The organism is Microbacterium sp. CCH5-D1 (assembly GCF_001557335.1).
Lineage (GTDB): Bacteria > Actinomycetota > Actinomycetes > Actinomycetales > Microbacteriaceae > Microbacterium > Microbacterium oxydans.
Genome location: NZ_LSJW01000067.1, coordinates 21,951 through 34,656, shown reverse-complemented (window position 1 = coordinate 34,656; position 12,706 = coordinate 21,951). Strand labels below are relative to the sequence as shown.

General features: G+C 67.2%; 10 protein-coding genes. 4 read left to right on the top strand and 6 right to left on the bottom strand.

The window, feature by feature from the left end; all coding sequences use genetic code 11:
• Positions 1-44 precede the first annotated feature (44 nt).
• Entirely contained in the window at positions 45-2,486 is a 2,442-nt protein-coding gene (locus AX744_RS04340) for a DNA gyrase/topoisomerase IV subunit A (RefSeq protein ID WP_058631765.1), read from the top strand.
• Positions 2,487-2,569: 83 nt separating this feature from the next.
• Here AX744_RS04340 and AX744_RS04335 read toward each other — a convergent pair whose 3' ends face one another.
• A complete protein-coding gene (locus AX744_RS04335) occupies positions 2,570-4,696 on the bottom strand; it encodes a DNA gyrase/topoisomerase IV subunit B (RefSeq protein ID WP_082682603.1) in 2,127 nt (708 codons plus the stop codon).
• Between the two features lie 181 nt (positions 4,697-4,877).
• On the opposite strand from AX744_RS04335, the gene AX744_RS04330 reads away from it, so the two are divergent.
• Complete coding sequence (locus AX744_RS04330) at positions 4,878-5,096, top strand: DUF7455 domain-containing protein (protein ID WP_045264803.1); 219 nt, start codon at positions 4,878-4,880, stop codon at positions 5,094-5,096.
• Positions 5,097-5,170: 74 nt separating this feature from the next.
• On the opposite strand, the gene AX744_RS04325 is transcribed toward AX744_RS04330, so the two are convergent.
• Complete coding sequence (locus tag AX744_RS04325; protein WP_269454439.1) at positions 5,171-6,196, bottom strand: alanine racemase; 1,026 nt, start codon at positions 6,194-6,196, stop codon at positions 5,171-5,173.
• A gap of 11 nt (positions 6,197-6,207) precedes the next feature.
• Positions 6,208-6,912: an alanine racemase gene (locus AX744_RS04320; RefSeq protein WP_231728735.1), complete on the bottom strand. Its 705-nt coding sequence runs from the start codon at positions 6,910-6,912 to the stop codon at positions 6,208-6,210.
• Between the two features lie 80 nt (positions 6,913-6,992).
• Between AX744_RS04320 and AX744_RS04315 the strand changes: the two genes are divergently transcribed.
• Entirely contained in the window at positions 6,993-8,009 is a 1,017-nt protein-coding gene (locus AX744_RS04315) for a sugar-transfer associated ATP-grasp domain-containing protein (protein WP_058631767.1), read from the top strand.
• Positions 8,010-8,066: 57 nt separating this feature from the next.
• On the opposite strand, the gene AX744_RS04310 is transcribed toward AX744_RS04315, so the two are convergent.
• The 3 genes from AX744_RS04310 to AX744_RS04300 all read right to left on the bottom strand — a co-directional run bounded on the left by AX744_RS04310 (position 8,067) and on the right by AX744_RS04300 (position 11,118).
• The gene (locus AX744_RS04310; protein WP_061015487.1) at positions 8,067-8,762 is read right to left on the bottom strand and encodes a coenzyme F420-0:L-glutamate ligase; all 696 of its coding nucleotides are present in this window, start codon (positions 8,760-8,762) and stop codon (positions 8,067-8,069) included.
• The gene (locus AX744_RS04305) at positions 8,759-9,997 is read right to left on the bottom strand and encodes an RNA polymerase sigma factor (RefSeq protein ID WP_046747222.1); all 1,239 of its coding nucleotides are present in this window, start codon (positions 9,995-9,997) and stop codon (positions 8,759-8,761) included. Before AX744_RS04305 ends, AX744_RS04310 begins: the two co-directional genes overlap by 4 nt.
• Before the next feature lie 179 nt (positions 9,998-10,176).
• Positions 10,177-11,118, bottom strand: coding sequence for a proteasome assembly chaperone family protein (locus AX744_RS04300; RefSeq protein WP_046747223.1), 942 nt, complete (start codon positions 11,116-11,118; stop codon positions 10,177-10,179).
• Positions 11,119-11,231: 113 nt separating this feature from the next.
• Between AX744_RS04300 and AX744_RS04295 the strand changes: the two genes are divergently transcribed.
• Positions 11,232-12,704 (top strand): leucyl aminopeptidase, encoded by a 1,473-nt coding sequence (locus tag AX744_RS04295; RefSeq protein ID WP_061015486.1) that lies wholly within the window; start codon positions 11,232-11,234, stop codon positions 12,702-12,704.
• Positions 12,705-12,706 lie beyond the last annotated feature (2 nt).

Below are 12,706 nucleotides of genomic sequence, written 5' to 3'. Positions count from 1 at the left end.
CCGAGCCAGTCTGACACAGGCTCCCGTATGCCCCCAGGAAGTCCATGCCGAAAACTCCGCCGCCCGAGCCCGTCGAGGAGCGCATCCAGGACATCGACCTCTCCAGCGAGATGCAGGGTTCGTTCCTCGAATACGCGTACTCGGTGATCTACTCGCGTGCCCTGCCCGATGCGCGCGACGGGCTGAAGCCCGTGCAGCGCCGCATCCTGTACCAGATGGCCGAGATGGGCCTGCGTCCGGACCGCGGCCACGTCAAGAGTGCGCGCGTCGTCGGCGAGGTCATGGGAAAGCTGCACCCCCACGGCGACTCGGCGATCTATGACGCGCTCGTGCGGCTCGCGCAGGAGTGGGCGCTGCGTGTGCCCCTGGTCGACGGGCACGGCAACTTCGGCTCCCTCGACGATGGGCCCGCTGCAGCCCGATACACCGAGGCACGACTCGCCGCCGCCGCGCTGGCCCTCACCGAGAACCTCGACGAGGACGTCGTCGACTTCATCCCGAACTACGACGGTCAGTTCCAGCAGCCTGCCGTGCTGCCGGCCGCCTTCCCCAACCTGCTGGTCAACGGCGCGAGTGGGATCGCCGTCGGCATGGCGACCAACATGGCGCCGCACAACCTCATCGAAGTGGTCGCGGCGGCCACTCACCTCCTCGAGAATCCGGATGCGACCACCGAGGAGCTGATGGAGTTCGTCCCCGGACCTGACTTCCCCTCCGGCGGGATCCTGATGGGACTCGACGGTGTCAAGGACGCGTACACGAACGGACGCGGCGCCCTCAAGGTGCGGGGCAAGACCTCCATCGAGCCGCTCGGCCCGCGGCGTACCGGCATCATCGTGTCCGAGCTGCCGTACATGGTGGGACCCGAGCGCCTGCTGGAGAAGATCCGGGATGCGGTGCAGTCGAAGAAGCTGCAGGGCATCAGCGACGTCACCGACCTCACCGACCGCAACCACGGACTGCGCGTCGCGATCGGCATCAAGACCGGCTTCGACCCGAACGCCGTGCTCGAGCAGCTCTACCGGTTGACTCCGCTGGAGGACTCGTTCAGCATCAACAACGTCGCCCTGGTCGATGGCCAGCCGCGCACGCTGGGCCTCAAGGAGATGCTGAGCGTCTACGTCGGTCACCGTCTCGAGGTCATCACCCGCCGCAGCCGATACCGTCTGAAGCGGCGCGAGGAGCGTCTGCACCTGGTGGAGGGTCTGCTCATCGCGATCCTCGACATCGACGAGGTCATCCAGGTCATCCGCTCCTCCGATGACTCGGAGCAGGCCCGCACGCGGCTGCGCTCCGTCTTCGATCTGAGCGAGCTCCAGGCGGAGTACATCCTCGAGTTGCGCCTGCGCCGTCTGACCAAGTTCTCGCGTATCGAGCTGGAGTCCGAACGCGATGCGTTGCTGGCGGAGATCGCCGCACTGCGGGAACTGCTCGACAGCCCGACCCTGCTCCGCGCCGCGGTCGCCAAGGAGCTCGACGCCGCAGCCGATGCATACGGAACACCGCGGCGCACACTCCTGATGAACGCGGCTCCGCCCAAGCCCCGAGCGACCAAGGGTGCGGTCGATCTGCAGATCGCCGATGCGCCCACCGTGCTCGTGCTCTCGACCACGGGACGTACCGTCCGCGTCGACCTCGGCGAGGGCCAGGAACTCACCGTCCCTGCACGTCGCAGCAAGCACGATGCGATCCTGACCACCGTCGAGACCACCGTCCGCGCCGAGATCGGGGCTCTGACCAACCTCGGTCGCGTCGTCCGCTTCTCCCCCGTCGACCTCCCGTCCGTGCCGGCGACGTCGGTGCAGCTCGCCGCCGGTACTCCCCTGCGCGACTACCTCGGCATCACGACCAAGGGCGAGCGCGTTCTGGGTTTCGTGCGTTTCGACAGCGAGACTCCGATCGCGCTCGGCACCGCTCAGGGCACGGTCAAGCGCATCGTCCCTTCCAGCCTCCCCGTGCGTCCTGACCTCGAGGTCATCGGCCTGAAACCGGGCGATTCGGTGGTCGGGGCGGCAGAGGCACCGGACGACGCGGAGCTGGTCTTCGTCACGACCGACGCGCAGCTGCTGCACTTCCCGGCTTCCGCTGTGCGCCCGCAAGGCGCCCCGGCGGGCGGAATGGCCGGGGTCAAGCTCGGCTCCGGCGCATCAGTGCTCTTCTTCGGCGTCGTCGATCCGGCCGCGGAATCCGTCGTCGCCACGGTATCCGGAGGCGACAGCGCTCTTCCCGGCACAGAGCCCGGGCGCGCCAAGGTGTCGTCCTTCGCGGAGTATCCAGCCAAGGGGCGTGCCACCGGAGGCGTCCGCGCCCATGCGTTCCTGAAGGGTGAGGACCGACTGACGGTCGCATGGGTCGGACCCAACCCGCCGCTCGCCGTCGATCCGACAGGCGCGGTCCGCAAGCTTCCGGAGAACGGAGCACGCCGCGACGCGTCCGGCCAGCCCGTCGAAGGTGTCATCGGCAGTATCGGCCGCACACTGGTCTGAGCACAGGCGAGCGGTCCGACCGCGTGAGAGCGAAAGGAAGCCGGCCCGGTCTGCACCGGGCCGGCTTTCTTTCGTCTGACGTCTCAGGCGTCGATCGACTCGCGCGACAATCGGTCGGAGGAGTCGATGATGAACTCGCGGCGCGGAGCCACCTCGTTCCCCATGAGGAGCTCGAACACGCGCCCGGCTGCTTCCGCGTCCTCCATCCGCACGCGACGCAGCAGACGACCCGACCTGTCCATGGTGGTGTTCGCCAGCTGCTCGGCGTCCATCTCTCCGAGGCCCTTGTAGCGCTGGATCGGCTCGTGCCAGCGCTTGCCCGCCTTGCGGAGCTTCGCCAACAACGCGTGCATCTCCTGCTCGCTGTACGTGTAGATCGTCTCGTTCGGTTTCGACCCCGGATTGATCACGATGATCCGGTGCAGAGGCGGCACGGCGGCGAACACGCGACCATGCTCGATCAACGGCCGCATGTAGCGGAAGAACAGGGTCAGCAGCAGGGTGCGGATGTGCGCGCCGTCGACATCGGCGTCGCTCATGAGGATGATCTTGCCGTAGCGGGCTGCGTCGATGTCGAACGTCCGACCTGAGCCTGCACCGATCACCTGGATGATCGACGCGCATTCGGTGTTCGAGAGCATGTCGCCCACGGATGCCTTCTGCACGTTGAGGATCTTGCCCCGGATGGGCAGCAGCGCCTGGAACTCGCTGTTGCGCGCGTTCTTCGCGGTGCCGAGGGCCGAGTCGCCCTCCACGATGAAGAGCTCGCTGCGTTCGACGTCGTTCGTGCGGCAGTCGACGAGCTTCGTCGGAAGAGTCGAGGACTCGAGCGCGTTCTTGCGGCGCTGGGTCTCCTTGTGCGCGCGCGCCGAGACGCGGGCCTTCATCTCCGAGACGACCTTGTCGAGCAGCTGCGACGCCTGGATCTTGTCGTCGCGCTTGGTCGAGCCGAAGCGCTCAGCCAGGTCCTTGCGGAGCACCTGAGCCACGATCTGCCGCACGGCGGGGGTTCCGAGGATCTCCTTCGTCTGACCCTCGAACTGCGGTTCGGGCACGTTCACCGTGAGGACGGCCGTCAGCCCGGCGAGCACATCGTCCTTCTCGAGCTTGTCGTTGCCGACCTTCAGACGTCGGGCGTTCTGCTCCACCTGCGCGCGGAGCACCTTGAGCAGCTCCTGCTCGAAGCCCTGCTGGTGCGTGCCGCCCTTCGGCGTGGAGATGATGTTGACGAACGAGCGGATCTTGGTGTCGTAACCGGTCCCCCACCGCAGCGCGATGTCGACGGCGCACACCCGCTCCACCTCGGTCGCGACCATGTGCCCGTCCGGCTGCAGGACGGGCACGGTCTCCTTGAACGTGCCCTCTCCCTGAATGCGCCAGTTGTCCGTGATCGGCGGGTCGATCGCGAGGTAGTCGACGAATTCGGAGATTCCGCCCTCGTACAGGTAGGAGGTCTCGGTGGGTCCGAGAGTGGTCGTCTCGCCATCGGAGTCGGGCACGGGGACGACCTGACCCGCCGCACGCTCGTCCTTGACGAGGATCTCCAGGCCAGGCACCAGGAAGGCTGTCTGTCGGGCCCGGGTCTCGAGCTCGGAGAGCTGGAACGCCGCGTCCTTGGTGAAGATCTGACGGTCGGCCCAGTAGCGGACACGGGTACCGGTCACGCCCCGGGGAGCTTTGCCGATCACGCGCAACTCGCTGTTCTCCTGGAAAGGAGTGAACGGCGCATCCGGCCGCTTCTCACCGGAATCGGCGAAGATGCCGGGCTCCCCGCGGTGGAAGGACATCGCATAAGTCTTGCCGCCACGGTCGACCTCGACGTCGAGGCGCTCGGAGAGAGCATTCACCACGGAGGCGCCGACGCCGTGCAGGCCGCCGGAGGCGGCGTACGACCCACCTCCGAACTTCCCGCCTGCGTGCAGCTTGGTGTAAACGACCTCGACGCCGGTCAGGCCGGTGCGCGGTTCCACGTCGACCGGGATACCACGTCCGCGGTCGTGGACCTCGACGCTGCCATCGGCGTGCAGGATGATGTCGATCTTGGTCCCGTTGCCCGCGACCGCCTCGTCGACCGAGTTGTCGATGATCTCCCACATGCAGTGCATGAGGCCGGGCGACCCGTTCGACCCGATGTACATCCCGGGCCGCTTGCGGACGGCTTCGAGGCCTTCAAGCACCTGGAGATGATGGGCGGAGTACTCGGCATTCACAATCTCCGAGTCTAATCTCGCGAGCTGCCTCTCCTCCGCAGACACTCCCCGCGCGAAGCCAGTCGGGAAACCACGCGTACGCGCTGAGCGAAACACGCCGCAAACCGGGCATGCGTACAGGTGGCGCGTGGTTGTATTGACCAAATCGCTCAGCGAAGCCGACACCCGAGGAGGCACCGAGATGAATGCAACGACCGAACGTGACACCTCCATTGTCGAGTTCCGTCTGACCGCCATGGATCGCTGTGATTCGTGCGGCGCTCAGGCGTACATCGCCGCTGAGGTCAACGGATCCGAGCTCCTGTTCTGCGCCCACCACGGCCGCAAGTACGAAGAGAAGCTCCGCAGCATCGCCACCAGCTGGCATGACGAGACCGCGCGTCTCATCGAGACGGTCTGAGCGCTCCGCTGATCCCGGTCTGTCGACCGCGGTCCGCTGAACCGGTCGGCGGGCACGAGATCAGCCGATGACGGTCAGTCGGCGACGACTCTTCGCACACGCGGTGTGAGCCGGGTGAGGATCTCTTCTCCCACGGTGTCTATCCGCTCGGCGAGGGTCGTCGCCGACGCTTCGCCCTGCGCGCCTGCGCCGAAGACGACGACCTCCGCACCCACCTCAGCGCCGCGCCATCCGTCGACTATCGATGAGGTGTGGCCGATGGAGACGAGAGTCCTGGCTCCTTCCGGTGTCCCGACCAGGCTCCCCGAGAGCGTGGAGGGAAGCCCGTCGAAGCTGCCGAGGCTGATCGTCACACGATCCCCGTCGACCGCGGACACCTTTGCGACGAGGCTCGCCGCTGGGCGGACTCCCTCGAGCTCCGGCCCCTCTGCCGACCGGATGCCGTAGCAGAACGCCCCGATGCGCGAGACCGTTCCGCGCAGTTCGGGACGCCACCACGATGCCGCGGATGCGGTCAGGTGCAGTGCCGCGGGGACCGATCCGGTCTCGCCCACGATACGCACCGCATCGAGGAAAGCGGCTTGCGCGATGTCATCTTCCTCGTCGCTCGCTTCCGCGATATGGCTCCACACGCCTTCGAGTTCGAGCGCACCGGCCCGCTCGGCCCGTCTCGCTTCGTCGACGGCCGATGCCCAGTCCTCCGGCAGGATGCCGTTGCGGTGCAGACCCGTGTCGATCTTCAGGTGCACGCGCGCCGTCGTCCCGAGCGCCTCGGCCCGCGCGATGATCCGTCTGAGGTAGTCGGTGGTCCCGACACCGAGATCGAGGCGCTGCATCAGCGCATCGTCTATCTCCGAGTCCGTCGACGTCGCCCAGGCGAAGATCCTGGCGTCGCCGCCTGCGAGTCTGCGGACGGAGAGTCCGGTGCGGATGTCATAGCTGCCGAACCAGTCGATCCCGGCCTCCACCGCAGCCCTCACCGCCCAGGAGAGGCCGTGCGCGTACGCGTCGTCCTTGACCACGAGCATCAGCGCGGACGGGGCGACACGGTCACGCACTGTCTCGATGTTCGCGCGAAAGGTACTGCTGCTCAGGCGCACCTCGGGGCGGCTCACGCTTCCCACCCCCTCACGGCGTGGGCGCCGGCGACGGCGACCAGCTCAGCTGCAGTCATCCCGGTGATATCCGCCCAACGTGTGACTCCCGATGCGGCCGGACCGGTGCCTCCGAAGTAGGTGACCTCGCTGTCGACATCGATGTCTGCGCCCTGGAGGTCTACGACGCACACGTCCATGGCGACGCGCCCCACGATGGGCATCGACGTCTCCCGGATCTCCACGGTCGCGTGATTGCCGAGTGCGCGCACGATGCCCTGAGCGTAGCCGCCCGTCACGAGTGCGACAGTGGTCTCCTTCTCCGCTCGATACGTGTAGCCGTAAGAGACGGCATCCCCTGGCCGGAGCCGCTTGGTGGACAGCACCCGCCCTGCCAGCCGCATCACCGGCCGAGCCGCGAGCTGACCCTTCTCATCGGGGAGACCGTAGAGGAGGTTGGGGTCGATGTCGGGGTCACCGGTGGTGACGCCACGGATGCCCTCGAGCTGCAGTGCCTCGACCTCGCCCTGCGCGTCGACGAGGACGCGTTCCGCACCGGCGGCGGTCACGACCTGGGCGACGGCGAGGACGCCGTGTCCCCAGGCATCGCGCCTGAGGTCGGCGACCGTTCCACCGGCAGACACCGCTGCCGAGGCTCCCGCGGCCAGTGCCGCGCGGGAGATCATGGCTCGTGGCAGGGAGCTGGAAGTCGTCTCACACACGCCCTCCAGCCTAGCTTCCGGCTCCCAGATCGACCTCGCCCGCCCCCGTAGACTGGAGGGGACCCCGACCCTGGAGCCTCATGTCTCGACTTTCCCTCGCGCCCCGCATCCGCTATCTGATGGGACGTGCCCGCCGCATCGACGTCGGATCGGTGGTGGAACGCGCCAAGGAGGCCTCCGCTCAGCACCACAGAGCCGTGCCGGCGATCGTCGTCGACATGCTCTGGTCGGCTGCCCGTCACAACGTCGGTTTCCAGGACTACATCGACTACGACTTCGCCATGCTCACGAAGGCCGAGCGCGACACGTACATGACCCATCCGGTCTCGAACCAGCTCTCGCAGCGCTACGATCACCCCGACTACCGCTGGATCTTCCAGGACAAGGTCGAGTTCGACAAGCAGTTCTCTCCGTTCCTGAAGCGCGAGTGGATGGTGGTCGAGGAGGGGAACGCCGAGGCCGTGCGCGAACTCACCCAGCGTCTCGGCACGATCGTCACGAAGGAGCCGGTGGGACAGGCCGGCACCGGAGTGCATCGCTATCACGCCGCCGAGATCGAGGACTGGGACGAGTTCCACCGCGGGTTGCTGGCTCGAGGCGAGCTCCTCATCGAGGAGGTCATCCGTCAGCACGATGCACTGGCGGCCGTCTGCCCCGGCACGGTGAACACCACCCGCATCACCGCGTTCTTCGATGGCGAGAAGGCTCACATCCTCGCCATGGCTCAGAAGTTCGGCCGCGGCGCCGTGAGCGACCAGATGACGTTCGGCGGGTTCTACACCATGCTCGACGAGAACGGCCACGCGGTCGGCGCCGGTTACGACTCCCACGGCCACGTCCATGAGACGCACCCGGACTCGGGCTTCCGCATCGCCGACTTCCAGCTGCCCTACATGGACGAGGTACGCGCCTTCATCGATCAGGTCGCCCGGGTCGTGCCTCAGGTGCAGTACGTCGGCTGGGACATCGTCGTCTCCCCCGACGGGCCGGTCCTCGTCGAGGGCAACTGGGGTGCGGGAGTCTACGAGAACAAGCCCAGCGTGACCGGTATCCGCACCGGCCACAAGCCCCGCTACCGCGAGGTCATCGGCTTCTGAGACGCGCAGAGACGAGAATGCCCCCGGAGAGATCCGGGGGCATTCTTCGTGGAGGGCTCAGACTTCGCGAACGATGCCGAGCGGCGTCGACTCCAGCCCCTGACCGAGCGGGTTGTCGCCGAGGATCCTGACGAGACGCTGCTCGCCCGCCTTGTCGAGAGTCGAGCCGAGGATGTTCCCGCCGAGGTCGTTGATGTCCACGACGGCGACCTCTGCCTGACCGCCGATGAGCGCCTTCAGACGAGCAGCCACGCCATCGGGATCCTTGGGGCCGAGAACCACAGCCTCGTTGTACGGAGGAATGGTGTGCTTGGTCGGACCGTCGATCGCCCGTGCCTTGTCGCCGGCGATGCGGTAGAAGTCGCCGCGACGGCCGAAGGCCTTGGTCACGGCCGCGACCGCGGAGGCGAACAGGATGCGCGGAGTACCGCACTCCCGCAAGGCCATCTCCATCGTCTCCGGCATGCCGAGACCGATGCCGTAGGGCGTGCGAGTGACGTACTTCGAGAGGAAGAGCGCGAGCTTCCGGGGCTTGATCTCGCCGAGGCGGTAGGACCGCCCCTGCGTGATGGCCACGATCTTCTCGGTCACGAAGAGGAGGTCGCCCGGCTGGACGGCATCCTTCGCGTACTCGCTGATGATCGCGTCCAGGTCGTCCTGGGGCATGACCACGCGGGTGCGCAGCGGGATGCGCGCATAGCTCTTGCCGTCGACACTCGCCTCGAGGGCCTTGCCGTCGTTCGCCTGGCTCATTCGAGGTAGTCCCGCAGGGACTGCGAGCGGCTCGGGTGACGCAGCTTGGCCATCGTCTTCGACTCGATCTGGCGGATGCGCTCACGCGTTACGCCGAACGTGTCACCGATCTGGTCGAGCGTCTTCGGCTGACCGTCGCCCAGTCCGAAGCGCATCCGGATCACTCCGGCTTCGCGCTCGGAGAGCGAGTCGAGGAGCTGCTCGAGCTGACGCTGCAGCATCGTGAAGCCCACGGCGTCGGCGGGGACCACGGCCTCGGTGTCCTCGATGAGGTCACCGAACTCGCTGTCGCCGTCTTCGCCGAGGGGGGTGTGCAGTGAGATCGGCTCGCGGCCGTACTTCTGCACCTCCACGACCTTCTCCGGGGTCATGTCGAGCTCGCGGCTCAGCTCTTCCGGAGTGGGCTCGCGACCGAGGTCCTGCAGCATCTGCCGCTGCACGCGGGCGAGCTTGTTGATGACCTCGACCATGTGCACCGGGATGCGGATCGTGCGGGCCTGGTCGGCCATGGCACGGGTGATCGCCTGACGGATCCACCAGGTGGCGTAGGTCGAGAACTTGAAGCCCTTGGTGTAGTCGAACTTCTCGACGGCGCGGATGAGACCGAGGTTGCCCTCCTGGATCAGATCCAGGAACTGCATACCGCGACCGGTGTAGCGCTTGGCGAGGGAGACGACGAGACGGAGGTTCGCGCCGAGCAGGTGGCTCTTCGCGCGCTGGCCGTCGCGGGCGACCCACTGCAGGTCAAGACCGAGCTGGCTCGTCTTCTCGGCCGGGGTCATCGCCGACAGCTTCTCCTCGGCGAAGAGACCTGCCTCGATGCGCATCGCGAGCTCGACCTCTTCGGCCGCGTTCAGCAGTGCGACCTTTCCGATCTGCTTCAGGTAGTCCTTGACCGGGTCGGCCGTCGCTCCCGTGATCTGCGTCGAGTAGACCGGGACCTCTTCGTCGTCCTTGGACGAGATGACGATCGCGCCGGTCGGCAGCGGCTCGGTGAAGGCCGGCTTCGCATCCTCGTCTTCGTCCTCCTCGACAGCAGCAGCTGCGGGAGACTCGTCTTCTTCGACGACGTCCTCGGACTTCTTCTTCTTGACGGGGGCGCGCTTCGCGGCAGCACGCTTCGCCGCGCTCAGGGGCGCGGGCTTCTCGGGCGCATCGGTCTCGACCGGAGCGTCGGCGGTCGTCTCTTCGGCAGCCTTCTTCGTCCGGGTGTTCTTCGTCGTGGCAGGAGTCACGTTTCGCCTTTCACGGAGCTGCTGTGTAGCCCCGGGACATTTCGGACACTAGTAAGACCCTTGTCAAGTCCAGTGCTCGAAAACACTGATTGACAACGGGTCAGAGTCCTAGTATCGCACACGTGTGGCGATGCGGACGCATTCCGGCGAACTTCGCGCGAATCCCGCTGCGCGCCACCTCAGCCGCGGCCCGGCTTGTCTTCGTCGCCGGACGGCCGAGAGGCCAGGTAACGCTCCAACTCGGCCGCGAGCTCATCGGCGCTCGGGAGGTCCCGTTCGCTGAAACCTCCCTCGTCGTAGGAGTCGTCGTCGGGGTTGCGCCCCGCCATGTAGGCGTCGTACCGGCGCTCGAGGTTGTGGACCATCTGCTGCAGCTCGTCGTTCCCGGAGACCTGCTCATCGACGCGTGCCAGATAGTCCTCGCGGCGCTCCAGGACGGAATCCAGGATGAGGACGAGTCCCGTCGACGCCATCAGACGCTCCGCTGCCGCGATGACGGCATCGGGGTTCTCCGTCTCCGCGAGGTAATGCGGCACGAGCAGGACGAAGCCCACCGAGGCATCCCCACGCTCGACGAATCGGAACTCGAGGAGGTGACCGGCAGTCGCAGGCACCTGCGTGCGCGGACGCCATACGGAGTGCGCCACGGTCAGGTCACGCCGATTCCCGCTGACCGTCGTGCCGATCGGACGCGTGTGCGGAACGGGCATCGCGATCGAGTGCACCCAGTGCAGTCCCGAGACCTCGAACTCCGCCGCGAGGGCGAGCACCGTGCTCGCGAAACGATTCCATGCGAAATCCGGCTCGTATCCGGCGAGCAGCAGGAACGGACGGCCGAGTGCGTCCGTCGCGAGCGACAGTTCGAGCCTCGGCGGCTTGAACTCGGTCAGGTGGTCCTGGTCGAAGGAGATCACAGGGCGGCGCGCCCGATAGTCGAGCAGTGCGTCGTTGTCGAACACGACGACGGGCTCAGGGGATGCGGTCTCCCGAAGGTGATCGATCAAGCCGGAGACGGCGCTTCCCGCGTCCGTGAAACCGGTCAGAAGCAGCACCAACGGCAGGCCGTGCGGCACTGTCGGCGCATTCGCGACGCGTTCATGGATCTCACCGGAGAAGGGCATGTGTCCATGCTACGAGCAGCCGCCTACCCCGGGGCGCGGCGCATCATGCTGAGAGCGAACACGCGCAGAGTGGGCGGACGACCACGGTGTGGCGGAGATCCTAGGATGGAGGCATGACGCTTCCCGTGCTCTCGCACACCACCGATCAGTTCCCCGGAAGCGCTGCAGATGCCGCAGTGCTCATCGTCGCCGCTCTCCCCGATTCGGCGGAGTCACTGGCCGGCTACCCCGGACTCGCCGATGCGCTGGCCGGCGTCGGATTCACCGGTTCGGTCGGATCGTTCACCCGCGTGTTCGTCCCCGAGGTGACGTCTTCGCCGTTCGCGGTGGTCGGCGTCGGCAGCTCGCCGGATGCTGCTGCCGTGCGCAACGCGGCAGGTACGGCGCTGCGTACGCTCACCGGCTTCGAGCACGTCGCGGTGGCTCTCGCCGACGGCCTCGAGTCGTTCGCCGCTGCGGCGGCCGAGGGTGCGGTGCTCGGCGGGCACAAGTTCGACGGCTACCGCACGGAGAAGGGCAAGGGGCGCGCCACGTCGATCACGCTCCATGCCGCGGTCGACGACGACGACGTCGAATACGCGCAGGTCCTGGGAGACGCGGTAGCGCTCATCAAGGATCTCGTGAACGTGCCCGCAGAGTGGCAGAGTCCGGCACAGCTCGCGCAGAGCGCCGCCGACAGCGTGGCCGACCTCGACGTCTCGGTCGAGATCCTCGACGAGAAGGCTCTTGCCGAGCAGGGCTTCGGCGGCATCCTCGGCGTCGGTCAGGGGTCGGATCGCCCTCCGCGTCTCGTCCGTCTCGACTACTCCCCCGCCGACGCCTCACGGCACATCGCCCTGGTCGGCAAGGGCATCACGTTCGACACCGGTGGCCTTTCCCTGAAGCCGGCTGCCTCGATGGTCGGCATGAAGTTCGACATGGCCGGCGCGGCGACCTCTCTCGCCGCGATCCGCGCCATCGCCACACTGGGCCTCCCGGTCCGCGTGACCGCGTGGCTGTGCATCACCGACAACATGCCGTCCGGGCGCGCGCTGCGCCCTGGCGATGTCATCCGCATCCTCGACGGGACCACCGTCGAGGTCCAGAACACCGACGCCGAGGGGCGACTCGTGCTCGCCGACGGTCTCGTCGCCGCGAGCCGTGAGAACCCGGACGTCATCATCGATGTGGCGACTCTCACCGGCGCCATCGTCGCCGCGCTGGGCCACCGGCACACCGGCGTCTTCGGCGACGTCGACACTGTTTCCTCGTTCATGTCGGCGACCGCTCAGGTCGACGAGCCGGCGTGGCACATGCCGCTGCCGGACTACATGGAGGAGTCGCTCGAGTCCCCCATCGCCGACCTGCAGAACGCGAACATGGGCGACAGGATGGGCGGTGCGTCCTACGCAGGCCTGTTCCTGCGCCGCTTCGTCGGTCGCACCTCTGACGCCGAGGACGCCCCGCGCATCCCGTGGGTGCACCTCGACATCGCGGGATCCGGCGAACACGCCGGCGCCCCGTACGGCTTCACCGAGAAGGGCCCAACGGGGGCGATGGTCCGATCGATCGTCGCCTTCGCCGCAGCATCCCACACGGAGGCATGACC

Coding starts and splice junctions, on each gene's coding strand:
- AX744_RS04310 (WP_061015487.1), bottom strand. CDS start 8,762: ATGAGCCAGGCGAACGACGGCAAGGCCCTCGAGGCGAGTGTCGACGGC.
- AX744_RS04315 (WP_058631767.1), top strand. CDS start 6,993: ATGTCTCGACTTTCCCTCGCGCCCCGCATCCGCTATCTGATGGGACGT.
- AX744_RS04295 (WP_061015486.1), top strand. CDS start 11,232: ATGACGCTTCCCGTGCTCTCGCACACCACCGATCAGTTCCCCGGAAGC.
- AX744_RS04340 (WP_058631765.1), top strand. CDS start 45: ATGCCGAAAACTCCGCCGCCCGAGCCCGTCGAGGAGCGCATCCAGGAC.
- AX744_RS04300 (WP_046747223.1), bottom strand. CDS start 11,118: ATGCCCTTCTCCGGTGAGATCCATGAACGCGTCGCGAATGCGCCGACA.
- AX744_RS04330 (WP_045264803.1), top strand. CDS start 4,878: ATGAATGCAACGACCGAACGTGACACCTCCATTGTCGAGTTCCGTCTG.